A 26,172-nucleotide genomic window follows, 5' to 3' on the forward strand; every position below is an offset into this window, starting at 1 on the left:
CGGTGACAGCCGGCCCGGGCAGGCGCCCGGAACCTCACCGCACCGCCCCGCGGCACACCCTCAGAGCTTCTCCACCGGCGCGTACCGCAGCAGCAGCCGCTTCGGCTTGGTGTCCCCGAAGTCGATGGTCGCCTCGGCGTTGGACCCGGTGCCCTTGACCCCGACCACCGTGCCGAGCCCGAACTGGTCGTGCGTGACGCGGTCGCCGACCGCCAGCGAGACCGTCGGCTGCTCGGCGCCGGCCGACCGGCGGGTGGCGAAGCCGGACGCGCCCGACGCCGAGGAGCGGGACCGGGACGAGGACAGCGAGGCCGCCACGCCCGAGACCGGCGCGGAGGGCGCGGGGCCGTTCGCCCCGGTGCGCTTCCACTCCAGGTGGGGGGCCGGGATCTCCTCCAGGAACCGCGAGGGCGGGTTGTACGACGGCTGGCCCCAGGCGCTGCGCAGCGTCGACCGGGTCAGGTAGAGGCGTTCCCGGGCGCGGGTGATGCCGACGTAGGCGAGGCGCCGTTCCTCCTCCAGCTCCTTGGCCTGGCCGAGGGCGCGCATGTGCGGGAACACGCCGTCCTCCATGCCGGTGAGGAAGACGACCGGGAACTCCAGGCCCTTGGCGGTGTGCAGGGTCATCAGGGTGACGACGCCGTCGCCGTCCTCCTCGTCGGGGATCTGGTCGGAGTCCGCGACGAGCGCGACCTTCTCCAGGAAGTCGGCCAGCGTCCCGGCCTCCTCGCCCTCGGCCCGCTCCTGCTCGAACTCCAGGGCGACGGCCGCGAGTTCCTGGAGGTTCTCGATGCGGGTCTCGTCCTGCGGGTCGGTGGAGGCCTGCAGCTCCGCCAGGTACCCGGTGCGTTCGAGGATCGCCTCCAGGACGGTCGCCGGTCCGGCGCCGGACTCGACGATGGTACGGAGGTCCTCCATGAGCGTGTTGAACCGCTTGACGGCGTTCGCGGAGCGCGCGGCCATGCCGTACGCCTCGTCGACGCGCCTCAGCGCCTGCGGGAAGCTGATCTTCTCGCGCTGGGAGAGGGCGTCGATCATCGCCTCCGCGCGGTCGCCGATGCCGCGCTTGGGGACGTTGAGGATGCGGCGCAGTGGCACCGAGTCCTCCGGGTTGGCCAGCACCCGCAGGTAGGCCAGGACGTCCCGGACCTCCTTGCGCTCGTAGAAGCGGACGCCGCCGACGACCTTGTAGGGCAGGCCGGTGCGGATGAAGACCTCTTCGAAGACTCGGGACTGCGCGTTGGTCCGGTAGAAGACCGCGACGTCGCCGGCCTTGGCCTCGCCCGCGTCGGTGAGGCGGTCTATCTCGTCGGCGACGAACTGGGCCTCGTCGTGCTCGGTGTCGGCGACGTACCCGGTGATCTGCGCGCCACTGCCCTGGTTGGTCCACAGGTTCTTGGGCCGGCGGGACTCATTGCGCTCGATGACCGCGTTGGCGGCGCTGAGGATGGTCTGGGTGGAGCGGTAGTTCTGCTCCAGCAGGATCGTCGTCGCGTCCGGGTAGTCCTCCTCGAACTGGAGGATGTTGCGGATGGTGGCGCCGCGGAAGGCGTAGATCGACTGGTCGGCGTCGCCCACCACGCACAGCTCGGCGGGCGGCACCTCGGCCTCCGGCGGCACGTCGACGGGGTGCTCCGAGGCCCCGCCGACCAGTTCGCGCACCAGGGCGTACTGGGCGTGGTTGGTGTCCTGGTACTCGTCGACCAGGACGTGCCGGAAGCGGCGGCGGTAGTGCTCGGCGACGTCCGGGAAGGCGCGCAGCAGGTTGACCGTCGTCATGATCAGGTCGTCGAAGTCGAGGGCGTTGGCCTCGCGCAGCCGTGCCTGGTACATCGCGTAGGCCTGGGCGAGGGTCTTCTCGAAACCGTCGGCGGCCTGGGCGGCGAAGTCCTCCTCGTCGATCAGCTCGTTCTTCAGGTTGCTGATCTTCGCGCTGAAGGACTTCGGCGGGAAGCGCTTGGGGTCCAGGTCCAGGTCGCGGCAGACCAGCGCCATGAGCCGCTTGGAGTCGGCGGCGTCGTAGATCGAGAACGACGAGGTGAAGCCGAGCTTCTTCGACTCGCGGCGCAGGATGCGCACGCACGCGCTGTGGAAGGTCATCACCCACATCGCGTTGGCGCGCGGGCCGACGAGCTGCTCCACGCGCTCCTTCATCTCGCCTGCGGCCTTGTTGGTGAAGGTGATCGCCAGGATCTGGCCCGGGTGGACGTTCCGCTCGGCCAGCAGGTGGGCGATGCGGTGGGTGAGCACCCGGGTCTTGCCGGAGCCGGCACCGGCCACGATGAGCAGCGGGGAGCCGGAGTGGACGACGGCGGCGCGCTGGTTCTCGTTCAGCCCCTCCAGGAGCGCCGCGGCGTCCAGGGCGGGGCGCGGGGCGCCGTCCCGGTAGTGGGTGTCCCGGTCCGGGGGCACGTCGAACTTCCCGCCGAACAGATCGTGCGGAACCGGCTCCGGTCCGTGATCGTCCTCGGGCGGCGGCGGGGGTTCCTCCTCGTGACCCCGGGGGGTCTGGAGGCTCGCCAGGAAGCTGTCGTCAAAGAGGCTGCTCATCGCTCTCCGAGTCTAGGGCGCCGCACCGACAACCCGGTGCCACCCCGGAAAATGCGCACCGCCACCCGGCGCGGACACGCCCTGCGACCAGCGGAACCACGAAGAGTGACGCCCAGCACCGCCCCGGAGGCACCCCCGCGAAAGGTCACGAAAATGTATCGGGCATATCACCCACCAACCTTCACAGCGGCCACACGAGTTGGCTACGGTGCGGGGCAGGCCGCTCGACCCCCTCCGGCGAACCTCGCCGGGCCGCGCGGCCTCCGCCGAGTCCGGCCTGCCCGCACGGCACCGGAGCCGGGGACCCACCGAGACCTTGGGGTGAATCGGCCGCACCGCCCTCGACGAGACGAAGAGGGCGGGTCGCCGTAGGGCAACCCTTCCATGCCACACCGCCCGAACCCGACAGCTAACCCGGTAGGCGGAGCACTGGAAGGAGTCGCCTCCCTTGGCGTCGCACCGCAAGTCGCGTCCCACCGGCACCCGCGTCGCGGGCATACGGACCCCGGCCCTCGCCACCGCGGCCCTCACCTCCGTCGCCCTGCTGTCCCAGACGGCCCAGGCCACGCCGTCGGACGACCGGCCGACCCTCGAAGAGGTCGAGAAGAAGGTCGACGACCTGTACCGCCAGGCCGGGTCGGCGACCGAGAAGTACAACGCGGCCAAGGAGAAGACCTCCAAGCAGCGCAAGAAGGTCGACGGTCTCCTCGACGACGTCGCCAAGCGCACCCAGAAGCTCAACGACGCGCGCGCGGAGCTGGGTTCCTTCGCCTCCGCCCAGTACCGCACGGGCGCCGCGGTCCCGGAGACCGCGACCCTGCTGCTCGCGGACTCGCCGCAGGACTACTTCGACCAGAACCAGCTGATGGACCGGCTCACCGGCCGGCAGAAGAGTGCCGTGGACGACTACGTCACCCAGCAGTCCGAGACGATGAAGAAGCGCCGGGAGGCCACCGAGAGCCTCCAGACGCTCACCGAGTCGCAGAACGACCTCAAGACGGCCAAGTCGACCGTCCAGAAGAAGCTCGCCACCGCGCGCGAGCTGCTGTCGGAGCTGACCGCCGAGGAGAAGGCCCGGCTGGCGGCGATCGAGAAGAAGAAGCAGCAGGAGGCCGCCCGCAAGGCCGCCGAGCTGGCGAAGCAGCAGGCGGAGGAGGCGGCCGAGCGCAAGCGGCAGGAGGAGGCCGCCCAGCAGCAGGAGAGCGACGCCGGATCCGGGGGCACCTCGACCGGTACCGGTTCCTCGGACTCGTCGACGCCGGGCACCTCGACCGGCACCAAGGCCGACAAGGCGATCGCCTTCGCCCGCGCCCAGATCGGCAAGCCCTACGTCTGGGGCGCCACGGGCCCCGACTCCTACGACTGCTCGGGCCTCACCCAGGCCGCCTGGAAGGCCGCGGGCGTGACGCTGCCGCGCGTCACCTACGACCAGGTCAACGCCGGCACGACCGTCCCCGTCTCCCAGGCACAACCCGGTGACCTGGTCTTCTTCTACGACGACATCAGCCACGTCGGCCTGTACATCGGCGACGGCATGATGATCCACGCCCCCAAGCCGGGCGCGTACGTCCGCGAGGAGTCCATCTTCTACGACGGCGAGTCGTCGATCTACAGCGTGGTGCGCCCCGCCTGACCAGCACGGTTCTCTACCATCGTGGTCATGCCATCGGCCACCCACCACCCCTCCGCGCTGCGCACCTGGCTGGCGCGGCGTCCACCGGCGGCCGGGGCCGCGGTGATGGCGACCGGCATCGTGTCGGTCGCCCTGCATCTGACGGGCCGCGAGGTCCTGTCCCGGATCGCCCTGGCCCTGGCCTGTGTCGCCTGGCTGATACTGGCCGCGAACTTCGTCTACCTGCTGTTCGCGGACCGGCCGCAGTGGGTCGAGCGGGCGGGGACGCCGGGCGCGCTGACGGCCGTCGCCGCGACGACCGTGGTCGGCACCCGTTTCTCGCTGCTGGGCTGGTCGCTGCCGGCGGCGGTGCTGCTGGTGCTGGCGGCCGTGCTGTGGCCGTGGCTGCTGCTCCTGGTGGTGCGGCACTGGGGGCGGAGGATGCCCGGGGCGGTGTTCCTGGGCTGCGTGGCGACGGAAGGGCTCGCCGTGCTCGCCGCGACGCTGGCCGCGGCCACCTCGACGCCCTGGCTGGCGCACGCGGCGCTGGTGCCGTTCTGGCTGGGGATCGTGCTCTATCTGATCGCGCTGTTCCGCTTCGACCTGCGGCAGGTGGCCCGGGGCTCCGGGGACCACTGGGTGGCGGGCGGCGCCCTCGCCATCTCGGCCCTCGCCGGGGCCAAGCTGCTCGCGGCGGCCGGGACCGGCATGTACCTGTGGAACGCCGACGACCAGGCCGTCCTGCACGACCTGACCGTCTTCCTGCTCGCCCTCGACCTCGCCTGGTACGCCGTGCTGCTGGCCGCCGAGATCGCCTGGCCGCGTCTCGGCTACGACGTACGCCGCTGGTCGACGGTCTTCCCGCTCGGCATGACGGCGGCGGCGACGCTGTCGGTGTCCGCCGTCGTCGACGTCCCGTGGCTGGACGCGCCGGGCCGGGCGCTGCTGTGGATCGCGGTGGCCGGTTGGCTGGCGGTCGCCACGGGGGCGGTCGTCCGGGCCCGCTCCGGGCTGCGGTCCGCGGCAGCGGGCTCCGGGGCCGGGGTCAGGTCCACAGCACCGCGATGAAGACGTTCACCAGGGTCAGCCCGCCCACCAGGCCGAACAGCGGCTTCTCCACCTTCTCCTCGTCGCGCTTCACGTAGACCAGGCCGAGGATCACGATCAGCACGGCGAGCTTCACGCCCATCTTGACGTTGTCCACGGAGTAGTCCTGGGCCTGGTTGAGGCCGATCAGGACGGCACCGGTGACCAGCATCGTCAGCGCGCCGTGCAGCATCGCGGGGGTGAACCGGGCCGCGCCCCGGCCCATCGCCTTCATCTGGGTCAGGAAGCCGCCGAGGAGCGCGGCGATACCGATGATGTGCAGGCCGACGAAGATGTGGATGAGTACGTCCATGAGGCCGGAGCCTAATGAGCACCCGAACGCGCCCGGACACCGGCCCGCCCCGTCCGCCCGGGCGCCCCATAACAGCTCCCGTCCCCCGCCCGCCTCCGGATCCGTCCTATCGGTCATCACCCAGCGTGAAGAAGACGGCCTCCGGAGCGATCGGTGATCACATACGGTCGCCGCCCGATCCCCTCCCGCCACTTCCGCGCATCCCGTCACCGGACCGTTACCGACGCGCCTAGCGTCCTGGCCCAGGCAGCCGGAGCGAACCGGAGCCGACCCGGCGCGGACCGGGTCGAGTCGTACGGAAGGACGTGGATCGCAGGTGGGAACGCACCGCAGGCCGCGACAGCGCGCGAAGGGCGGCGGCAGAGCCCGGACGGCGGCCACGATCACCCTCGCGGGGGCGGCCACCGCGACGGGCCTGGGCGGGACGACCGTGCAGGCCGCTCCGCAGCCGACGGCGGCGCAGGTCAGGGCCAAGGTGGACAAGCTCTACCAGGAGGCCGAGGTGGCCACGGAGAAGTACAACGGCGCTAAGGAGAAGGCGGACGCCGCCGAACAGCGCCTGGAGGACCTGCGGGACGAGGCCGCCCGCAAGGAGGACCGGCTGAACTCGGCCCGGGAGGCGCTGGGTTCGGTCGCGGCGGCGCAGTACCGCAGCGGCGGCCTGGACCCGGCGCTGCAACTGGCGCTCTCCTCCGACCCGGACCGGTACCTCGACGGCGCCGCCTTCGCCGAGCGCGCGGGCAGCCGGCAGCGGGCCGAGGTGGGCCGCGTACGCAAGGAGCTGCGCGACATCGAGCAACTGCGCGGCGCCGCCCGCATCGAGGTGACCTCGCTGAAGTCACGCCGGGCGGAGCTGAAACGTCACCGCGAGACCGTCACCGGCAAACTGGCGGAGGCCCGCCGCCTGCTCTCCCGGCTGACCGCCGAGGAACGCGCCGGCGTCGGCACGGGAACGGGGCAGCGCGCCTCCCGCGCCTCTTCTTCCGGCCCCAGGGAGGGCCTGTCGGCCTCCACCCAGGCGCCCAACTCCCGGGCGGCGGCGGCCGTCGCCTACGCCTACCAGAAGCTCGGCAGCCCCTACGTGTGGGGCGCGACCGGCCCGAACGCCTTCGACTGCTCGGGCCTCACCCAGGCCGCCTACCGCGCCGCAGGGGTCTCCCTCCCCCGCACCACCTACGCCCAGATCGACGCGGGCCGCCGCGTCTCACGGTCCGAGCTTCTCCCGGGCGACCTGGTCTTCTTCTACTCGGGCATCAGCCACGTCGGCATCTACGTCGGCAACGGCCGGATGATCCACGCCCCGAACCCGTCGGCCCCGGTCCGCGTCGCCCCGGTCGACGAGATGCCGTTCGCGGGGGCTGCGCGGGTGGTGTGAGACGCCGCGCCGCAGGGCCGTCACACCAGCCGGCGTGCCGTCGCCCAGCGGGTCAGTTCGTGGCGGTTGGAGAGCTGGAGCTTGCGGAGGACCGCCGAGACGTGGGACTCGACCGTCTTGACCGAGATGTAGAGCTGCTTGGCGATCTCCTTGTAAGCGTAGCCGCGGGCGATCAGGCGCAGTACCTCGCGCTCGCGCTGGGTGAGGCGGTCGAGGTCCTCGTCGACCGGAGGGGCGTCGGTGGAGGCGAAGGCGTCGAGGACGAAGCCGGCCAGGCGCGGGGAGAAGACGGCGTCGCCCTCCTGGACCCGGAAGACGGAGTTGACCAGGTCCGTGCCGGTGATGGTCTTCGTGACGTAGCCGCGGGCGCCGCCGCGGATCACGCCGATCACGTCCTCCGCCGCGTCCGAGACGGAGAGGGCGAGGAAGCGGACGGGCCGCTCGGTGTCGCTCATCAGGGGGGCGCAGCGGCGCAGTACCTCGACTCCGCCGCCGCCGGGGAGGTGGACGTCGAGGAGGACGACCTCGGGGCGGGTCGCGGTGATGACCGTGACGGCCTGGTCGACGTCGGCCGCCTCGCCGACGACCTCGACGCCGGTCTCGGCGGTCTGGCCGATCTCGGCCTGGACGCCGGTGCGGAACATGCGGTGGTCGTCGACGAGCACCACGCGTACGCGGCGCTCCCCCGCGCCGCCGCCTGCGGCCGGCTGCGCGGCCTCGCCCGCCCCCGCCGTATCCGCGGTTCCGTTCGCCTCGGTCGGGTCGCTCATGACGTCTTCTCCGCCCTCTCCATTTCCAGTTCGACCTCCGTGCCGCCGTCCGGCACCGCGCGCAGCCGCGCCGTGCCGCCGTTGCGCTCCATGCGGCCGATGATCGATTCTCTGACGCCCATGCGGTCGGCGGGTATCGAGTCGAGGTCGAAGCCGGGGCCGCGGTCCCGGACGGACACGAAGACCGTCCTGCCCTCGACTTCGGCGAAGACCTGAACGGCGCCGCCCTCGCCACCGTACTTGGCCGCGTTCACCATCGCTTCGCGCGCGGCCTGCATCTGTGCGCTGGTCCTCTCGTCGAGCGGGCAGTCGCCGACGACGACCACCTCGATGGGGACACCGTGCTTGTCCTCGACCTCCGCCGCGTTGCGCTTGACGGCCTCGGCGAGGGTGGTGGGCTCGTCGTCCTCGTCCTTGCCGTTGCCCTCGGGCTTGTAGAGCCAGGCGCGCAGGTCGCGCTCCTGGGCGCGGGCCAGGCGACGCACCTCGCCCGCGTTCTCCGCGTTGCGCTGGATCAGGGTCAGGGTGTGCAGCACCGAGTCGTGGACGTGGGCGGCGACCTCGGCACGCTCCTGCGCGCGGATGCGCATCAGCCGCTCCTCGGAGAGGTCCTGGGTCATCCGGACCAGGTAGGGGCCGGCGAGGAGCGTTATGCCGACGAGGACCGCGAGGGCCGCCTGGAGGACGGAGCCGAGGTGGGCGGCGGAGCCCTGGAGGACGAAGATGCCCGTGACACCGGCCGTCACCAGCAGGACGCCGGCCACGGAGCGCAGCAGGGTGACGGTACGGCGGTGGCGCCCCACCTCGGCCCAGCGGGCCCGGCGCGCGTTGTCCGCCTGGCGCCAGACGAGGGCGACGCCGGCACCGACGAGCACGGTCGGCCAGAGGTAGGCCTTGGCTCCGCCGCCGAGGTCGACGTTGCCCACGAAGACCAGGGCCACGACGACCATGAGGAGCAGGGCGACTATCTGGCCCTTGTCCGGCTTGCGCGTGACGAGTCTGCGACGGCCGTCGGGGCCCGTCTCGGAGGTGACGAGCGACGGCGGCTTCTGCGCCTCCACTCCCCCGACGCCCAGCGGCACGAAGAACCAGAAGGCCGCGTACAGCAGCGCGCCCAGACCGTCGGCCATGAAGAGGCCGACGAAGGCGAACCGGACCCAGATGACGGGCAGCCCGAGATGCCCGGCGAGCCCCCGCGCCACACCACCGAGCCAGCGTCCGTCGCTGCTTCGGTAGAGCTTGCGCGGCGGCCGCGGTTCGACGACGGGTGCTGCTGCGGCTTCCGGCATGACACCGATATTCACACGGGTGCGGGAGCCGGGGCATCAGGGTCGTTCCCCCACTCGCCCCTGATCTTCGGGCCGCGGAGGGCGGCGCGGGGTTCGAACGCTCCCCGGGCACGGAGTCAGGGCCGATATCAGGGTCCGACCAGGGTCGAACCGGCTGCCGTCACGGCGTCGCGCCCGTCACCATGGACTCATGACAGATCACGAGCACGCCGCGACGGGTCCGGGACCCGGCTCCGGCCCGCGCCGCCCGCAGGGCGCCGGGCCGCAGGATGCCGCGCCCGCCGCGGATGCCGGCGCGGGCGCCGCGGGGGGCGGTGCGGGCGCCGCGGGGGGCGGTGCGGGCGGCGCCGGCGCCGTCGGTGGCGCGGACGCCCCCGGAGGCTCCGGACCGGCCGCGGCGGGACCACCGCACCGTTTCCGGCGCGACCGGCGGCACAAGTCGCTCGCCGGTGTGTGCGCCGGCCTCGGGCGGCAGTGCGACCTGGATCCGGTGATCTTCCGGATCACGCTCGCGGTGCTCTCCGCGACCGGCGGCATCGGCCTGATCTTCTACGGCTTCGCCTGGCTCTTCGTCCCCTACGACGACGAGGAGGAGAACGAGGTGCGCAAGCTGCTCACCGGCCGGGTCGACGGCCAGGCACTGGCGGCCGTGCTCTTCGCCCTGGTCGGCTGCGGCGTCTTCCTCACCATGCTGAACAACGGCGGTGTGCTCACCTTCGCCGTCGTCCTCTCCCTGCTCCTCGCGGGCGCGGGCTACTGGTCCCGGCAGCGCAGAACGCCGGAACCGGACCCGCTCTCGGCCCAGGCGGTCGCCGACGCCCCGCCGGAGGCCAAGGCGCCCCCGATCATGTACACCTGGCCCTCCTGGTGGCGCGACCCCATCGTCAAGGACGGAACCCACGACGGCGGGACGGGATACATGTGGGGCCCGCCGGACGCCGTGGAGCGGGACATCGCGGCGGCCGTCAACATCGGTCGCGGCATCCCGGGGCGCCGCGACCACGCCCTCGCGGGCGACCGGCGCTCCCGGGCCGTGCAGCGCGGGCCCCGCGGCATCGGCGGCTGGGTGTTCCTCCTCGCCCTGCTCGCCGGCTTCCTCGGGACCCGGCTGACCTGGGACGACCATCCGCTCGGCGCCAGTCTGCAGACCGGCCTGGCGTGCGCGCTCGCCGTCTTCGGCCTCGGTATCGCGGTCAGTGCCTTCCTCGGGCGCACGGGAGCCGGTTCGATCTTCCTGGCGATCATCACGGCCGGCCTGCTGGCCGGGACGGCGACGATTCCCGAGCACGTGGGCACCGAATGGGTGCGGACCACCTGGGAGCCCACGGCGGTGACCGAGGTGCGCGATCAGTACGACATCGGTGCGGGCAGCGGCACCCTCGACCTGTCCGGCCTCGACCTGGCCGAGGGGCAGACGGTGACGACCCGGGCCGACGTGGGCATGGGCCGAATACGGGTCGTCGTGCCACAGGACGTGACCGTGCGGCTCAGTGTCGACGTGGGCTTGGGCGACATCCAGCTGCCGGGCGACGACGAGAAGGACGTGGACGTGGCACCGGGCAAGCACGAGGAGATCACCCTGTCCCCCACCAAGGGCGGCAAGGACGCCGGCACCGTCGACCTCGACCTCCAGGTCGGCGTCGGTCAGGCGGAGGTGACCCGTGCTGCGTCATGAGTTCCAGCCGGGACGACTGGTGGCCGGTGTCTTCCTGATGCTGGCCGGGGTCATCTACGCCGGCGACGCGGGCGGCCTCTGGGAGACGCCGTGGTTCGTGCTGGTCCCGGTCGTCACGGGCGGGCTCTGCCTCGCGGGTGCGGTCGGGGTCGTGGCCCGGTCCGCGCACCGGCGCCGCGGGGCGCCGGGCGCGGCGAAGCCCGACGACCCCCGGGCGGACCTCCCCCGGTGACGGCGTCGGCCGGCCCCGGTGACGGCGTCGGCCGGACGACGGCTCGGGCTAGCGGAAACCGCCGCCGGTCCGTCCCCGCCGCCGGGAGCGCAGTACGGCGTCCAGCGACAGCAGCGGGGCGCCCGCCAGGACGAGAGGGAGCCAGGCCATGAGGTAGGGGAGATCGTTGCCGTAGTAGTACGGATCGGCGGCCCAGCTGACGGTCAGCCACAGGCTCAGTGAGATCAGCGCACCGCCGAGCGCCGCGAGGCGGGTGAGGAGTCCGAGCAGGGCGCCGATGCCGACGGCCAGTTCCCCCAGGGCGATGGCGTAGCCGAAGCCGGCCGGGCTCTTGAGGGCCAGGTCGATCAGGGCGGGGACGGCCGAGGAGTCGCGGACGGCACGCATCATGTCGCCGACGGAGCCGGCCCCCGCGTCCTTCATGAAGGCGCCGTCGGTGAGCTTGTCCAGACCGGCGTAGATGAAGGTGACGCCCAGAAAGATCCGGAGGGGAAGGAGCGCGTACCGGGCGGCGTTGTCCCGCCAATCTCCCCTGCCACCGCTCTCGGGTGAGATGTGGACATCCGTACGCATCCCGTGAGTCATCACTGCCAGCCGCCTCTCGCCGCCCATGCCCAGACCCCCCACCAGACCATACGTAGGGCACGGGGGCCCTGCTCAACCCTCGGCCACCGGTTTCTTGCTGTCGGTTTCGACAGGTTCCCGCGCGCTGTCAGTCCGTGACGTCGATCGGGTACCGGTTGGTCTCCACGCCGGCGCCGGTGACCACCTGAACCTCCACCCGGCCCGGTTCGACGTCCGCGGGGACGGGGACCGTCAGCAGGTCGTCCGCCGGGTTGCTGAAGCCGCCGGTCACCGGGACCAGGGGTACGTGGACGTTGACCGCGCCGATGCGGACGACCATCCGGGAGAGCCGGTCGGCCCGCTGGGCGCCCGGCGGCACGAAGCCCGCGCCGCGGATCTCGATGTCGTCGCCGGTACGGATCGGCGCGTCCAGATCCCCGGCCTCCCGGGCCCGGACCACGGAGAGGATCACCGGCCGGCCGCCCTCGGCGTACTTCCCGGCCACGTAGGTCGCCGCCGACACCAGCACCACCACCGCCAGCCCCCACGGCAGGTCGGGCAGCTGCTCCGGGCGCCGGGCCAGCCGTACCGCCGCGAACACCAGGGCGACGGTGCTGATCACGACGTACTGGATGTCGGCGAAGGCCCCGCGGCCCGCGTCGTCCGTCAGCAGGTCGGACGCGCGCGGCCGGTCGGCGCGCACCTTCTGCAGCCGCTGGCCCAGCACGCGCAGTCCGACCACCCTCCGCACCAGGACCGCGATTCCGCAGACCACCGCGAGCACGGTCACCGCGCCGGCGCCCCGGCCGAGTTCGAGACCGGAGATCAGCGCGTCCCGCCGGTCGTGGCCGGATGCGACGGCCAGTTGTCCGGCCAGCACGAGGACCGCGTAGGCGACGAAGAGGACCCAGGCCGCGGCCACGGCGCGTGAGGTGGACAGGCGGTTGTCCTCGCCGATGACCGGGGCCAGCGCCCCGCCCCGCGCCCGGTGGAACCACGACGCCGCCGTCAGCGCGCCGGCCACCACCACGGCCGCCGCGAGGCCCGCGGTGCGCGCCGCCGACCAGCCCGCGCCGACGGCGGTGAGGCACTGCCCGAGGAGCAGCAGGACGACCGCCGCCCACACGGCGGCCGCCGTGCGCCGGCCCAGCCCCGCGAGCCAGGCGTCGCCCTCGGCACGGCCGCGTTCGGCGACGGCTTCCGCGGACTGGGTCAGTTCCTCCGAGACCCACTGGCGGGAGGCGGACGCCGAGTGGGCCACCGCGGCCGGCAGGCCCTGCCCGGCCGCGAACTCGTCCCGCCGCAGCAGAAACGCGGCAACCGCCCTGCGGTGCCCCTCGCGGGCGCCGTGCGGGCAGTCCCCGCAGGTACAGCCACCACCGTGCGCAGCCGCCTCGTACGCGCCCCTGTCCGAGCCGCTCGCGCCTCTCGCCTCCTGCACCGCCACGCCCGACGCCCGCCTTCCCGCACCCTGTGAAAGAGATCGTCCGCATACCCGGGAGCAGAAGGCCGTGGGAGCCTCTAAGTCCCTTGGGACGACAGCGAATTGTGCCGTACCCCGACCCCCTCCCGCCCGTCGCCCCGCCTTACGTCTGCTCAGCGCGGGTGAAGCGCGCATCGCCGTGTTGACCGGCCCCCCGACACGGGATGCCGGCGTATCCCGACAGGAGGTGTCGGCATTCGGGTCCACACTCGGCGCATGACCTCAGGAACACCTGTCACCACCCCTGTGAACTGGGCCCGTTTCGCCGCCGCCGAACCCGCGCTGGCCGGCACCGTGGAGGCGCGATTCGGCGCGTACACGCACCACGTCCTCGCCACCCTCCGCAAGGACGGCTCGCCCCGCACCACCGGCCTGGAGGTGCGCTTCCTGACCGGCGAGCTGTGGCTCGGCATGATGCCGGGCTCGGTCAAGGCGCTCGACCTGCGCCGCGACCCGCGCTTCGCGCTCCAGGCGAACCCGGGGGACGGCACCGGCATGGGCGGCGGGGACGTACGGATCGCCGGGCGGGCGATCGAGGTGGAGGACCCGGCGACGAAGGCCGGGTACGTGAAAGAGGTGGAACCGCCGGAGCCGTTCCACCTCTTCCGGACCGAGCTGACGGAGGTCGTGCGGACCTCCGTGGAGGACGACAAGTACCTCGTCGTCGAGATCTGGCAGCCCGGCAAACCCCTGCGCACCGTCAGGCGCGCCTAGGGCCCACTGGTCCTACTCCCACTCGATGGTCCCCGGCGGCTTCGAGGTCACGTCGAGGACGACGCGGTTGACGTCCTTGACCTCGTTGGTGATCCGGGTCGAGATCTTCGCGAGCACGTCGTACGGCAGCCGGGACCAGTCCGCCGTCATGGCGTCCTCGGAGGAGACCGGGCGCAGGACGATCGGGTGGCCGTAGGTGCGGCCGTCGCCCTGGACTCCGACGGAGCGGACGGCGGCCAGCAGCACCACGGGGCACTGCCAGATGTCGCGGTCGAGGCCGGCCGCGGTCAGCTCCTCGCGGGCGATGGCGTCGGCCTCGCGGAGCAGGTCCAGCCGCTCCTTGGTGACCTCGCCGACGATGCGGATGCCGAGACCCGGGCCGGGGAACGGCTGGCGCTGGACGATCTCGTCCGGCAGGCCCAGCTCCTGGCCGACCATCCGGACCTCGTCCTTGAACAGCTGGCGCAGCGGCTCGACCAGCTCGAACTCGATGTCGTCGGGGAGCCCGCCCACGTTGTGGTGGGACTTGATGTTGGCGGTGCCGGTGCCGCCGCCGGACTCGACGACGTCCGGGTAGAGCGTGCCCTGCACCAGGAAGGCGACCTCCGGGCCGTCCTCCTGCATGATCTCTAGCTGCGCCTGCTCGAAGACCCGGATGAACTCGCGGCCGATGATCTTCCGCTTCTCCTCGGGGTCGGAGACCCCGGCGAGCGCCTTGAGGAACCGCTCCTCGGCGTCCACGACCTTCAGCTGGACGCCGGTCGCGGCGACGAAGTCCTTCTCGACCTGCTCGGTCTCACCCTTGCGCATCAGGCCGTGGTCGACGTAGACGCAGGTCAGCTGGGAGCCGATGGCCTTCTGGACGAGGGCGGCGGCGACGGCGGAGTCCACGCCGCCGGACAGGCCGCAGATGGCCCGCTTGTCGCCGACCTGCTCGCGGATGGCCGCGACCTGCTCCTCGATCACGTTGCCCGTGGTCCAGTCGGGGCTCAGGCCCGCGCCCCGGTACAGGAAGTGCTCCAGCACCTGCTGCCCGTGCGTGGAGTGCATGACCTCGGGGTGGTACTGGACGCCGTAGAGCTTCTTCTCGTCGTTCTCGAAGGCGGCGACCGGGACGACGTCCGTGGAGCCGGTGACGGTGAAGCCCTCGGGGGCGGCGGAGCAGGCGTCGCCGTGCGACATCCACACGGACTGCTCGGCCGGGGTGCCCTCGAAGAGGGTGGAGGACGGCTTGGAGACCGTGAGGCCGGTCCGGCCGTACTCGCGGGCGCCGGAGTTGTCGACGGTGCCGCCGAGGGTCAGCGCCATGAGCTGGAAGCCGTAGCACATGCCGAAGACGGGGACGCCGGCCTCGAACAGGGAGCGGTCGAGGGTCGGGGCGCCCGGCTCGTACACCGAGGAGGGGCCGCCCGAGAGGATGATGGCCGCCGGGTTCTTGGCGAGCATCTCCTCGACCGGCATGGAGCTCGGCACGATCTCGCTGTAGACCCGCGCCTCGCGGACACGGCGGGCGATGAGCTGGGCGTACTGCGCGCCGAAGTCGACGACCAGGACGGTGTCGGGGGCGGCGGCAGCGGGAGTCGCTGATGACACGGGGTGCCTTCCGGCGGTCGGGCGGGGTTTGTACCCCCGATTCTACCGAGGCGGGCGGGTGCCCCGGCCCGCCGCCGGGCCCCACCGACGGGTCTCACCATGCGAACCGGCTTGGACACCGACCGTCGCCGGGGCATACTGGGCCCATGCGCAAGCACCAGACCTTCCTGTTTACCTATGGCAACCGGCCCACCGGCTGCCATGGTCGTGCTGCTTGAGCAACTGACAAGCGACTTCCCAGGCGCCCCGGGCCGACAAGGTCCGGGGCGCCTGGCGTTTGCGGACCGTGCCGGTCCCGGGTGCCGCCAGCCTTCGGCGAGGAGCCACCGACATGAGTGTCACCGCAGCGAACAAGACCGTCACCGCAGCCGACAAGACCGGCGCCCACACCCCCGAGGCCGCCGACGTGATCACCGGCGCCCGGGAGCGCATCGACGCCCTGGACGACCGCATCATCGGACTGATCCAGGAACGGATGGCCGTCTCCGCCGTCATCCAGGAGGCACGGATCACCTCCGGCGGGCGCCGGGTGAACCTCTCGCGCGAGATGGAGGTGCTCGACCACTACCGGCAGGCGCTCGGCAAGCCGGGCACGACGCTGGCGATGACGATGCTGGAGCTGTGCCGCGGGCGCGTGTGACCCGCCCCGGAGCCGGACCGGGGTCGTATCTGAGTTCGGGCGCCTTCTCACCCGTACGGCGCGTGACCGGTGGGCGAGCGGCTTCGTTGGTCCCGATGTCCGTGTCAGCCAGGGGCGGGCCCGAAAGAACCACGCGTGGCTCGCTGGAGCGATGAGACGTACGGATCTGCCGTGCGTCGTGGGACCTCGCTCCAGGAAGTGACCGGACGGCAGGGGACAGCAGCCCGGTCACCCAAGAGAACGGCCGGCTCCGGGGACGCCCGGGGCCGGCCGACGGAACGGGTCCCACGTTCAGCAAGCGACAAGGGCGACAAGCATCCGAGGCAAGCGGCGCAACCCCCCGGCGCCGCTCCCGAGGCACCGGCGCTGCCCTGACGCCGGTGCCGGCTGAGAGGGAGGGCCCTGCGGCCGCAGTTCCGCGGGGCCCTTCGCCGTGCCGCCGCCCACCCTCGCCACCGCAGTGACGCAGGCCACATAAGGATTCTGTGAATGTGGGGACAACCATTCACAGGTTTCGTTGATCACACCGGGCATGAAGCTTCGTCGCGCCCTGGCCGCAGCCGCTGTCACGGCGGTGGTCGCCCCCGCCGCGCTCCTCGCGGCCCCGTCCGCCCATGCGACCGGTGACACGTCGGCCTCCCCGTCCGCCTCCGCGTCCGCCTCACCGGACGAGACAGACGATACGGACGTGACCGACGAGACGGCGAGCGAGACCGCGACCGACCCCGCTCCCGGCGACGCGACGGGCAGCCCGACGGGCTCCCCGGGCGCGACGGAGGAGACGGGCGAGGCGGGGTCCGGCGAGGAGGAGACTCCCGCCCCCGACGCCTCGGAGTCGACCACGTCCGCCCCCGCGAACCCGTCCCCGAGCGCCTCCGTTCCGGAGGGATCGGAAGGATCGGAGGGGCCGGAGGAATCGCAGGCTCCCGACCCCGAGCCGTCCGTGTGCGAGGACACCAAGGTCGACGTCGACATCGAGGGCCTGCCCGGCGAGATCGCGGCGGGCAGCGGCTGGCACGAGTTCTCGCTGAACGTGGCCAACGACTCCGGTTCGACGCTGCGGAACCTCGAGTACCTGGCCGGTGCCTCCGCCGACCTCGACGGCGAGGAGCTGTTCGAGAGCGAGAAGGTCGGCCTCCAGGCCTGGAACCCCGAGGACGAGTCCTGGGTGGACCTCGACGATCTCGGGTACGCGGTCGGATACATCGGGTACACCGACGAGCTGGCCCCCGACTACGAGGTCGCCATCCCGATGCGGATCAACGTGCGGGCCGACGCTCCGGTCGGCGCGGGCTTCACGCTCGGCGCGACGATCTACGGCGACGCGGACGGCGAGTGCACCGGCTTCGGTGACGTCGCCTACAAGTTCCGGATCGTGGCCCCCGGCACGGACACGGAGGGCACCAGGCCGCAGGAGGGCGGCAAGGCACCCCTCGCGCCCGTCACCGTCGAGAAGGCGCCCGCGAACGTCCCGGAGGTCACCGGGAGCCTCGCCTCGACCGGCGCCGGCTCGGCGCTGCCGGTGATCGGCCTCGTCGGCGGGCTCGCCGTGGTGGTCGGCGGCGGTGCGGTGTTCGTGGTGCGGCGGCGCAAGGCCGGCTCGGACACGTGACGCCCGCGCCGGCGGCGTGACACAGGCCGGGTGAGTGGAACCCGCGCTCGGAGGGGGGTGCGGGTCCCACTCACCTTTTCGTTTCCCCTACTTCTTCGGCGGTACGGCGGGCACGTCCAGGAACGGCAGCCGCAGCGCGCCGAAGGCCTTCTCGGGGACGGCCGGGGCGTGCGGCTCGACGGGGGCGAGACGTTCGTACGCGGCGCCCTGCGCGGGCCGCGGGTCCTCCTCGCCCTTGTTCGGCCAGTACGACATCGCCCGCTCGGCCTGCGCGGTGATGGTGAGGGACGGGTTGACCCCCAGGTTCGCCGAGACGGCGGCGCCGTCGACGACCGAGATGCCGGGGTGGCCGTAGAGCCGGTGGTACGGGTCGATGACACCGGTCTCCCGGGAGGCGCCGATGGGGCAGCCGCCGAGGAAGTGGGCGGTGAGCGGGGTGCCCATCAGCTCACCGACGTTGGAGCCGGCGAAGCCGTTGATCTCGGCGGCGAGTGCGGAGGCGCCCTCGGTGGCGGCCTTGATCTGCTTGGGGTTGGGCGAGCCGTGACCCTGGCGCGCGGTGAGCAGGCCCTTGCCGACGCCCGTCGGTTTCAGGTGCGTGGTCAGGGAGTTGTCCAAGGACTGCATGACCAGGCCGATGATGGTCCGCTCGGACCACTTGCGGTTGGAGAGCGAACGCAGGACCAGCAGCGGGTGCTTGGCCGCGTGGCCCAGGAAGCCCAGGACGCGGGAGGCCCCCGAGGCGGTCTGCCCGGCGTAGGGGACCTGGAGGATGGACAGGCCGCCCATCGAGTTGGAGCCCTTGCCGTAACGCACCGGCTCGATGTGGGTGTTGGCGTCCGGGTGGATCGAGGACGTGATGGCGACGCCGCGCGTGAAGTCGGCCCGGGGCTCGCCGGTCGCGGAGCGGTAGCGCCGGTCGTCGGTCTGAGCGCCGACCAGTGCCTCGGAGTTGGTGCGGGTCAGCTCGCCGAGCCGGTCGGACAGGTGGGGCAGTTGTCCGCCCGCCTTCATGCGGTGCAGCAGGGTCTGGGTGCCGTAGGTGCCGGCGGCTATGACGACCCGGCGGGCGGTGAAGGTGCGGCCCGCGTCCTGCTTCGCGCGCTTGCCGGGCTTCCCGCGCTTCTTGTGGTCGGTGGGGAGCGTGGCGATCGCGAAGCCGCCGCGCGAGTCGTCCGTGACGGAGACGACCGTCGTCATCGGGTGCACGACGGCGCCGGCCTTCTCGGCGAGGTACAGGTAGTTCTCGTTGAGGGTGTTCTTCGCGCCGTGCCGGCAGCCGGTCATGCACTCGCCGCACTCGTTGCACGCCTTGCGGTCGGGGCCCGCCCCACCGAAGTACGGGTCGGGCACCTGCTCGCCGGGCCTGGCCTTCGCCCTGCCGTCGGCGTCCTCGCCGTCGCCGAAGAAGACGCCGACCGGGGCCATGTGGAAGGTGTCGCCGCAGCCCATCTTCTCGGCGGCGGCCTTCAGGTGCACGTCGGAGGGGGTCATCGTCGGGTTGAGGCGGACCCCGAGCATGCGCCGGGCCTGGTCGTAGTACGGCGACAGCTCCTCCTGCCAGTCCGTGATGTCACGCCACTGGGGGTCGTCGAAGAAGGGCTTCGGCGGCACGTAGAGGGTGTTGGCGTAGTTGAGGGAGCCGCCGCCGACGCCGGCGCCTGCCAGGACCATGACATTCCCGAGCAGGTGGATGCGCTGGATGCCGAACATGCCGAGTTTCGGCGCCCAGAGGTAGTTCTTCAGGTCCCACGAGTTCCGGGGCAGGGTCTCGCGGGTGAAGCGGCGGCCGGCTTCCAGGACGCCGACGCGGTAGCCCTTCTCGGTGAGGCGCAGGGCGGAGACGGAGCCGCCGAAGCCGGATCCCACGACGAGGACGTCGTAGTCGTATGCATCCTGGGGCACGGGGGCTCCTCGTTGAGTGTCGCGTGCAGGTGGGTCGTGGCTGGTCGCGCCCGGGCGGCGGAGCCGAAATCCGATACAGCCCCGCGCCCCTTACGTCGGCTACCGGAACCGGAGAGTCTTCATGAGCCGGAGGCTGCGGCTCATGAACGCCGCGTACTTCTCGTCGTCCATCCCCAGCGAGGGCGCCATCGGCAGCAGGCGCTGGTGGGCGACCGTCTGGGCCTCGGTGTACTTGAGGATGCCCTCGGAGCCGTGCCGGCGGCCGAGGCCGGAGTCCTTCATGCCGCCCATCGGGGACTGGACGCTGCCGTAGGCGGGCGCGTACCCCTCGTTGATGTTGACGGTGCCGGTGCGCAGCCGGGCGGCGACGTCGCGGCCGCGCCGGGCGTCCTTCGTCCAGACCGAGGAGTTCAGCCCGTACGGCGTGGAGTTGGCGTGCTCGACGGCCTCGTCCTCGGTCGTGAAGCGGTAGACGGAGACGACCGGGCCGAAGGTCTCCTCGGTGCACACCGTCATGGGGTCGGTGACGCCGTCGAGGATGGTCGGCTCGTAGAAGTACGGGCCGATGTCCGGGCGGGCGACGCCGCCGGCGACGAGCTTGGCGCCGCGCTCCACGGCGTCCGCGACGTGCGCCTTCACGGTCTCCAGCTGCCGCTCCCCCACCAGCGAGCCCATGTCGGCGCCGTAGGAGAGGGAGGTGCCGAGCCGCATCGCCCTGGTGCGGGCGGCGAAGCGCTCCAGGAAGGCGTCGGCGACGGACTCGTGGACGTAGAGCCGCTCGATGGAGATGCAGAGCTGGCCGGCCGAGGAGAAGCAGGCGCGGACGGCGCCCGCCGCGGCCTTCTCGATGTCGGCGTCCTCCAGCACCAGCATGGCGTTCTTGCCGCCGAGTTCGAGGGAGACGCCGACCAGGCGGGCCGCGGCGCCCCGGGCGACCTCGCGGCCGGTGCGGGTGGAGCCGGTGAAGGAGACGTAGTCGGCGTGCTTGACGACCTCGGGGCCGACGACCGGGCCCTCGCCGAGGACGACTTGGAAGACCTCGGCGGGCAGCCCGGCCTCGATGAGCAGGTCGCGGGCCCACAGGGCGGTCAGGCAGGTCTCGGTGTCGGGCTTCATGACGACCGCGTTGCCCGCGACGAACGCGGGGAGCGCGTCGCCGACGGACAGCTCCAGCGGGTAGTTCCACGGGGCGATCTGGCCGACGACGCCGCGCGGGTGGCGCAGCTCGGTCACCTTGGTGAGGGTCGGCACGGCGCCGGTGTGCCGCTTGGGCCGCAGGTACGCGGGGGCCTTGCGGCCGTAGTGGCGGGCCGCGACGGCGACGGCCTGGACCTCCTCGTGGGCGTGCAGCCGGGCCTTGCCGGTCTCCAGCTGGATGAGGTCGAGGACCTCGGCCTGACGCGCCAGGACCAGGTCGTGGAAGCGCAGCAGGACGGCGGCGCGCTGCCGCACCGGCACCCGCGCCCACACGGCCTGGGCGGCGCGGGCCCGCTCGAAGGCGCCGGCCACGTCCTCGGGCGTGGACTCGGGCAGGTCGGCCAGCTTCTCGCCGGTGAACGGGGTGTGGTTGGCGGTGCGGCCGGACCCGGCCACGCCCTTGGTGAGCTGGGCGACCAGCTCGGGCGTGACCACGTCGGCGGCGGTGCGGGCGCCCTCAGGGGTGGGGGCGAGGGGATTCGTGCCGGTGAGTTCCGTGGCCTGCGCGTCCGTCATGAGCCGCAGGGTATGACGCCGGGCGGGGTTTGTGTACCCGTCGGTAACGGTGATTCACCGTCATTCACCGAGTGCTCACATGCCGCCAGTGATCGCTGGCAACAAACCCGCTGATCAGGGCGTTACGTCGCGGGGCCGCCGGTCTTCCCGACCTCCCAGTTCGCGATCACCGCCCGGGCGATCTCCCGCCCCTCGTCGGCGAAGTAGCCCTCGCGGGGATAGTCGATCGACACCTTGCACATGTCGCCGTTGCCGGCCCGGTAGTACAGGATGCGGAACTCACGGGCGCGGGGGTTCTGGGTGTCCGCGGTCGTGTACGCGATGGTGTTCTCGGCGGCCTTCTCGCCCCGGTACTCCGTCTCGCTCGGTTCGCCCTTGGGCGCGGGGTCGGAGGCGAAGTTCCAGGAGTACTCGCCGTCCTTGAGCATCTCCCAGTCCGCCCAGGCGTTGGCGCCGGCGGTGTCCGGGATCTTGCCGTCCTTGTCGTCCTTCTTGATGTCGCGGTCCACGAAGACGGTGACGGCGCCGCTCGGGTCGGCGAACGTCTCGTTCGTGCCGTCCCAGTCGTCCGGGTGCTTCGCCTTCACGAACTCGGCGGGCACACCGACGCTCATGCCCACCTTGCCGTCGAGGTCGTGCTGCTTCCAGCCGTCCGGCAGGGTGCCCGCGAAGGGGTCGGCGACCACGAGGTACGACGCCACCGCCGCCGCGACGACGGCCGCGCCGAGGGTGATCCACGCGTTGCGGCCCAGCCGGACGCTCCAGCGGGACGCGGGCGCCGGGGCCGGCTGCTGGGGAGCGTCGACCCGGACCACCTGGGTGGGCGGCGGCGCGGGCGGGTTCGCGGCGGCGTCCAGCAGGGCGCGGACCCGGGCGGCGTCCGGGCGGCGCGCCGGGTCCTTCTCCAGCAGGCCGGTGATCACCTCGGCCAGCGGGCCCTGCGCGGAGGCGGGCGGCGCCGGCACGGCGTTCAGCACCGACTGGAGCGTGGCGGGGGTGTTGCTGCGGCGGAACGGCGAGACGCCCTCCGTCGCCGCGTACAGCACGACGCCCAGCGACCACAGGTCGCTCGCCGGTCCCGGACGCTGCCCGAGCACCCGCTCCGGGGCGATGTACTCGGGGGAGCCGACGAAGCCGCCGGTGTCGGTCAGGCTGGTCTCGCCCTCGATCTGGGCGATGCCGAAGTCGGTCAGGACGACCCGGTCGTGCCGGCCGAGCAGGACGTTGTCCGGCTTCACGTCCCGGTGCAGGACGCCGGCGGCGTGTGCGGCCTCCAGCGCGCCGAGCACCTCCAGGCCGATCCGGGCGGCCTCGCGCGCGCCCAGCGTGCCCTCTTGGAGGACGTCGCCCAGCGAGCGCCCGCGCACGAGTTCCATCACGATCCACGGCTGCTCGTCCACGACCGCCACGTCGTGCACGTCGACCACCGCGGGGTGGTCGAGCCGGGCCGCGGCGCGCGCCTCGCGGCGCATCCGCTCGAAGGCGTTGTCCCGTTCGCGTTCGGGAAGGTGATCGGGGACGCGCGGCTCCTTGACGGCGACCTCGCGGTCGACGGTCTCGTCCTTCGCGCGCCACACCGTGCCCATGCCGCCGTGCCCGAGCTTGGCGATCAGCCGGTAGCGGCCGGCGATGAGCCGCCCGGCGCCCGGGTCCTGCGCGGCGGCGGAGGCGGCAGCCGGTGCGGACGAAGGGCGGGGCGACGGACGGTCCGGCGACGGGGTCCCGGCGGCGTTCACGGCCGGGGGCTGCGACGGCGACGGTACGACCTGGGTGTCGGCCGCGTACGGATTGCCCGGATGCGGCACGGCGGCCGGCCGGTTCGGCGGTTGCAGGTCAAAACTCGTCGGCTCGTCCGGCCTGCCGCGTGATCCCCCGTTGTTGCTCATGGGTCCATCCATATCGCGCCGGGCGGGCTCCTTTCCACCGCCGGTGCGCGGCGGTCACAGACCCGTGACGCGGGGTGCCGCTTATCTCCCTTTTAGGTCTTCCGTCAGGTACCGGAGCCGGTCACGAAGGGCGGCGGCTGCGTCGCCGACGGCTCGGACGGCGCCGGGGTCGGCCGGTCCGTCGACGTCGGCCGGTCCGTCGACGTCGGGCGGGTCGTCGGCGTCGCGGGCACCGAAGTCGCGGGCGTTCCGCTCCCGTCGTCGCCCGCGTCCGCGAGCAGTACGGCGGCCGAGACCCCGGCGCCCGCCGCGGCGACGACCAGCAGCACCGCCATGAGCACGCTCCGTTTCACGCTCCGTCGCGCCCGCGGGGGCCCGCCGGTCGCGGCCGCCGCCGCGGTCGCCGGCGTACGGCCCGTGTCGAGGTAGGCGCGCAGCATCCGCTGCGCCGACGCCGCGTCCAGCCGCCGTCGCGGATCGCGCTCCAGCAGACCCCGTACGACCGGCAGGAGCGGTCCGGCCTGCGCGGGCGGGCGGATCTCCTCGGTGACCACGGCGTGCAGCACACCGCCCAGGGAGTCGCGGTGGAAGGGGGACGCGCCGCTGAGCACCGCGCACAGCAGCACGCCCAGCGACCACAGGTCGGACTCCGGACCGGTCCCGGCCCCGGACATCCGCTCCGGGGCGGTGTACTCGGGGGAACCGACGAAGGAACCGTTCTCGGTGAGTGTGGTGGAGCCCGCGACCTGGGCCACGCCGAAGTCGGTGAGGACGACCCGGCCGTCCTCGGCGAGCAGCACGTTCGACGGCTTCACGTCCCGGTGCAGGATCCCCGCCGCGTGGGCCGTGTCCAGGGCGTCGAGCAGGGCGATGCCGATGCGGGCGGCCTCGGCGGCGTCGACGGGGCCGCGGCCGAGCACCCGGTCGGCGAGCGAGCCGCCGTCGACCAGTTCCATGACCATGTAGGCGCGTTCGTCGTCCTCGACCACGTCGTGCACGACGATGACGTGCGGATGCCGCAACTGCGCGACCGCGCGGGCCTCGCGCAGGGTGCGTTCACGACGCCGGCGGGCCTCGGCCGCGGAGAGGGTCTCGTCGAGGGGCAGCGCCTTCACGGCCACTTCACGGGCGAGCAGTTGGTCGGTGGCCCGCCACACGATGCCCATGCCCCCGCTGCCGAGCCGCTCATGGAGCCGGTAACGGCCCGCGATGACACGCCCGCCCGCCCCCTCGGTCACCATGCGTCCCATCATGCCCCACCGGACGCACCGGCTCCGGGCCGCTGTCACACGGGTGGCCGACAACCGACGGGTACGTGTGTGCCGTGGCCGCCGCCGCGGGGTTCAGCCGGTCTTCTCCTGCCAGCCCTGCAGCACGGCCTTGAACCACCGTTTCGTGGTCGCCCAGTCACTGGCCGGTCCCGTCATGTTGAGGGCGTACTCGACGCCGTCGCGGGACAGGTACGCCTGCGACACGGCCCGGCGCGGGCCGGGGAACTCGGTGTCCTTGGCCAGCGCGGTCCAGCCGTACTCCCACCGGGAGCTGTCGCGGTCGCGGTAGGTGGCGCGGTCCAGGGCGATGCGCCGGTAGCCGACCAGCCGCCCGGCGAGCTGCGCGTCCAGGTCCTGCTGGTGCGCGTACGGGTCGTTGTAGTCGGGGGCGGTGTCCACGGAGATGCGGATGACGTGCTCGCCGCCGTCGGGGGTGTAGTCGATCTGCCGGAGTTCGCCGCTGTCGCCGTCGAAGTCCCTGCGCTGCCAGTTCGCGGGCAGGTAGAGGCTGAAACCCAGCGGGTCGTCGCGACGCACCCAGTCGGCCGGGACGGCACCGCCGGGGCCCTGGCCGGTCTTGCCGGAGGCGGACGGGGAAGCCGAGTCCGACGGCGTGTGGGTGGGGTCGGAGCCGGCCGACGCGCCGCCCCCGTCGCGCTGTTGCAGCACCACGGCGGTGCCCGCGCCGATGAGGGCGGCGACGGCGACGACCAGGGCGAGCGTGCGTATCCGCGTCCGTCGGGGGCGTCGGGGAGCGACCGGGGCCACCGGAGCGACGCCGCCCGGCGTTCCGGGCACGGCGCCGGTGGCCGGGTATCCGGGCACCGTGTGCCCCGTCGCCGCGGGGCCGACCGCGGTGGGGCCGGTCACCGGCGGGTACGGCGTGGCGGCGGTTCCACCCACGGGGCCCGGGGCGCCCGGCATCCCGGGTGTTGTCGTTCCAGGCGTCCCCGCGGCCCCCGGCGCCCCGGGCATCCCCTGGTGGACCGTGTCGCCGGACCGCGGCGGGGGCCCCGGGTAGCGGGTGGTCGGCACGTAGGCCTGGGCCTCGTTCGGGCGCCTGCCCTCGGCCGCCTGGGCGAGCAGGTGCTCGGCCTCGGTGGCGTCGGGCCGTTCGGCCGGATCCTTGCGCAGCAGGGCGCTGATGACGGGCGCGAGCGCACCGGCGTACCGGGGCTCGCCGGCCTCCTCCTCGACGACCGCCTGCATGGTGGTGAGCGGTGAGGTGCGGCGGAACGGCGACCGGCCCTCCACCGCCGTGTACAGCGTCGCGCCGAGCGCCCACAGGTCGGAGGACGGGCCGGGGTCGTGGCCGCGGACGCGCTCGGGCGCGAGGTAGTCGACGGAGCCGACGACCTCTCCGGTCCGGGTGATGGTGGAGTCGCCCTCGATCTGCGCGATGCCGAAGTCGGTGAGCAGGACGCGTCCGTCGTCGGCGAGCAGCACGTTGCCCGGCTTGACGTCGCGGTGCAGGACCCCGGCGGTGTGCGCGGCGCGCAGGGCACGCAGCACCCACAGGCCGATCCGGGCCGCCTCGCGCGGATCGACCCGCTCCTCCTCCTTGACGGCGTCGGCCAGCGAGCGTCCCTCGACCAGCTCCATCACGATCCACGGCCGGCCGTCGTGTTCGAGTACGTCGTGCACGGTGACGACGGCCGAGTGGTTGATCCGTGCCGCCGCGCGTGCCTCGCCCCGGGTGCGCGCCAGGAGGATGGCCTGGTCGCTCTCCGAGACGTAGAGCGCGGCGGTCAACTCCTTGATGGCGACGGTCCGGTGCAGCACCTCGTCGTGTGCGCGCCACACCCGGCCCATGCCGCCGCTGCCGATGGCTTCCCCGAGCCGGTAGCGATCCGCGACGAGCCGGCCCTGCATCTGATTCACGTTGCCCC

20 protein-coding genes and 1 riboswitch are annotated in these 26,172 nt (G+C 72.8%); of the genes, 8 read left to right on the forward strand and 12 right to left on the reverse strand.

What is annotated here, in order from left to right:
* Positions 1 to 60 precede the first annotated feature (60 nt).
* On the reverse strand, positions 61 to 2,550 hold the full coding sequence (gene pcrA, locus D1J63_RS14250) for a DNA helicase PcrA (protein WP_102929792.1): 2,490 nt from the start codon (positions 2,548 to 2,550) through the stop codon (positions 61 to 63).
* 254 nt (positions 2,551 to 2,804) lie between these two features.
* Positions 2,805 to 2,991, forward strand: a riboswitch (cyclic di-AMP (ydaO/yuaA leader).
* A gap of 7 nt (positions 2,992 to 2,998) precedes the next feature.
* On the opposite strand from pcrA, the gene D1J63_RS14255 reads away from it, so the two are divergent.
* A complete protein-coding gene (locus tag D1J63_RS14255; protein WP_125629165.1) occupies positions 2,999 to 4,183 on the forward strand; it encodes an NlpC/P60 family protein in 1,185 nt (394 codons plus the stop codon).
* Between the two features lie 27 nt (positions 4,184 to 4,210).
* On the forward strand, positions 4,211 to 5,230 hold the full coding sequence (locus tag D1J63_RS14260) for a tellurite resistance/C4-dicarboxylate transporter family protein (protein ID WP_125629166.1): 1,020 nt from the start codon (positions 4,211 to 4,213) through the stop codon (positions 5,228 to 5,230).
* On the opposite strand, the gene D1J63_RS14265 is transcribed toward D1J63_RS14260, so the two are convergent.
* Positions 5,208 to 5,561, reverse strand: a complete 354-nt coding sequence (locus D1J63_RS14265) for a hypothetical protein (protein ID WP_061442960.1) — start codon at positions 5,559 to 5,561, stop codon at positions 5,208 to 5,210. The genes D1J63_RS14260 and D1J63_RS14265 overlap by 23 nt on opposite strands.
* A gap of 316 nt (positions 5,562 to 5,877) precedes the next feature.
* On the opposite strand from D1J63_RS14265, the gene D1J63_RS14270 reads away from it, so the two are divergent.
* Positions 5,878 to 6,936 (forward strand): C40 family peptidase, encoded by a 1,059-nt coding sequence (locus D1J63_RS14270; RefSeq protein ID WP_125629167.1) that lies wholly within the window; start codon positions 5,878 to 5,880, stop codon positions 6,934 to 6,936.
* Positions 6,937 to 6,956: 20 nt separating this feature from the next.
* Here the strand turns inward: D1J63_RS14270 and D1J63_RS14275 are convergent, their stop codons facing one another.
* Positions 6,957 to 7,706: a response regulator transcription factor gene (locus tag D1J63_RS14275; protein ID WP_125629168.1), complete on the reverse strand. Its 750-nt coding sequence runs from the start codon at positions 7,704 to 7,706 to the stop codon at positions 6,957 to 6,959.
* Positions 7,703 to 8,995 (reverse strand): ATP-binding protein, encoded by a 1,293-nt coding sequence (locus D1J63_RS14280; protein ID WP_125629169.1) that lies wholly within the window; start codon positions 8,993 to 8,995, stop codon positions 7,703 to 7,705. Before D1J63_RS14280 ends, D1J63_RS14275 begins: the two co-directional genes overlap by 4 nt.
* A gap of 190 nt (positions 8,996 to 9,185) precedes the next feature.
* Here D1J63_RS14280 and D1J63_RS14285 point away from each other — a divergent pair, with 190 nt between their 5' ends.
* Both D1J63_RS14285 and D1J63_RS14290 read left to right on the forward strand, forming a co-directional pair.
* Positions 9,186 to 10,670, forward strand: a complete 1,485-nt coding sequence (locus D1J63_RS14285; RefSeq protein ID WP_125629170.1) for a PspC domain-containing protein — start codon at positions 9,186 to 9,188, stop codon at positions 10,668 to 10,670.
* Positions 10,657 to 10,902 carry a hypothetical protein gene (locus tag D1J63_RS14290; RefSeq protein WP_102929465.1) on the forward strand — a complete coding sequence of 82 codons (246 nt, stop codon included), beginning with the start codon at positions 10,657 to 10,659 and terminating at the stop codon, positions 10,900 to 10,902. Before D1J63_RS14285 ends, D1J63_RS14290 begins: the two co-directional genes overlap by 14 nt.
* A gap of 48 nt (positions 10,903 to 10,950) precedes the next feature.
* On the opposite strand, the gene D1J63_RS14295 is transcribed toward D1J63_RS14290, so the two are convergent.
* Both D1J63_RS14295 and D1J63_RS14300 read right to left on the reverse strand, forming a co-directional pair.
* The gene (locus tag D1J63_RS14295) at positions 10,951 to 11,487 is read right to left on the reverse strand and encodes a DoxX family protein (RefSeq protein WP_206436769.1); all 537 of its coding nucleotides are present in this window, start codon (positions 11,485 to 11,487) and stop codon (positions 10,951 to 10,953) included.
* A 127-nt stretch (positions 11,488 to 11,614) separates the two neighbouring features.
* Positions 11,615 to 12,913 (reverse strand): hypothetical protein, encoded by a 1,299-nt coding sequence (locus D1J63_RS14300; RefSeq protein WP_125629172.1) that lies wholly within the window; start codon positions 12,911 to 12,913, stop codon positions 11,615 to 11,617.
* 252 nt (positions 12,914 to 13,165) lie between these two features.
* Between D1J63_RS14300 and D1J63_RS14305 the strand changes: the two genes are divergently transcribed.
* On the forward strand, positions 13,166 to 13,663 hold the full coding sequence (locus D1J63_RS14305; protein ID WP_164712838.1) for a pyridoxamine 5'-phosphate oxidase family protein: 498 nt from the start codon (positions 13,166 to 13,168) through the stop codon (positions 13,661 to 13,663).
* A gap of 12 nt (positions 13,664 to 13,675) precedes the next feature.
* On the opposite strand, the gene guaA is transcribed toward D1J63_RS14305, so the two are convergent.
* Positions 13,676 to 15,256: a glutamine-hydrolyzing GMP synthase gene (gene guaA, locus D1J63_RS14310; protein ID WP_125629173.1), complete on the reverse strand. Its 1,581-nt coding sequence runs from the start codon at positions 15,254 to 15,256 to the stop codon at positions 13,676 to 13,678.
* Positions 15,257 to 15,587: 331 nt separating this feature from the next.
* Between guaA and D1J63_RS14315 the strand changes: the two genes are divergently transcribed.
* Both D1J63_RS14315 and D1J63_RS36725 read left to right on the forward strand, forming a co-directional pair.
* Positions 15,588 to 15,896 carry a chorismate mutase gene (locus D1J63_RS14315; RefSeq protein WP_164712839.1) on the forward strand — a complete coding sequence of 103 codons (309 nt, stop codon included), beginning with the start codon at positions 15,588 to 15,590 and terminating at the stop codon, positions 15,894 to 15,896.
* 532 nt (positions 15,897 to 16,428) lie between these two features.
* A complete protein-coding gene (locus D1J63_RS36725; protein ID WP_164712840.1) occupies positions 16,429 to 17,508 on the forward strand; it encodes an LPXTG cell wall anchor domain-containing protein in 1,080 nt (359 codons plus the stop codon).
* 87 nt (positions 17,509 to 17,595) lie between these two features.
* On the opposite strand, the gene D1J63_RS14330 is transcribed toward D1J63_RS36725, so the two are convergent.
* From D1J63_RS14330 to D1J63_RS14350, 5 genes are all read right to left on the reverse strand, one after another.
* Positions 17,596 to 19,413 carry a GMC family oxidoreductase gene (locus D1J63_RS14330; protein WP_125629176.1) on the reverse strand — a complete coding sequence of 606 codons (1,818 nt, stop codon included), beginning with the start codon at positions 19,411 to 19,413 and terminating at the stop codon, positions 17,596 to 17,598.
* A gap of 99 nt (positions 19,414 to 19,512) precedes the next feature.
* Positions 19,513 to 21,126: a succinic semialdehyde dehydrogenase gene (locus D1J63_RS14335; protein ID WP_125629177.1), complete on the reverse strand. Its 1,614-nt coding sequence runs from the start codon at positions 21,124 to 21,126 to the stop codon at positions 19,513 to 19,515.
* A 122-nt stretch (positions 21,127 to 21,248) separates the two neighbouring features.
* On the reverse strand, positions 21,249 to 23,012 hold the full coding sequence (locus D1J63_RS14340) for a serine/threonine-protein kinase (RefSeq protein ID WP_164712841.1): 1,764 nt from the start codon (positions 23,010 to 23,012) through the stop codon (positions 21,249 to 21,251).
* Positions 23,013 to 23,116: 104 nt separating this feature from the next.
* The gene (locus D1J63_RS14345) at positions 23,117 to 24,262 is read right to left on the reverse strand and encodes a serine/threonine-protein kinase (protein ID WP_125635475.1); all 1,146 of its coding nucleotides are present in this window, start codon (positions 24,260 to 24,262) and stop codon (positions 23,117 to 23,119) included.
* Between the two features lie 93 nt (positions 24,263 to 24,355).
* Positions 24,356 to 26,155: a serine/threonine-protein kinase gene (locus D1J63_RS14350; RefSeq protein ID WP_164712842.1), complete on the reverse strand. Its 1,800-nt coding sequence runs from the start codon at positions 26,153 to 26,155 to the stop codon at positions 24,356 to 24,358.
* Positions 26,156 to 26,172: the final 17 nt, after the last annotated feature.

The sequence above is a fragment of the Streptomyces sp. KPB2 genome (genome assembly GCF_003950055.1).
In the GTDB taxonomy this organism is placed as follows: domain Bacteria; phylum Actinomycetota; class Actinomycetes; order Streptomycetales; family Streptomycetaceae; genus Streptomyces; species Streptomyces salinarius.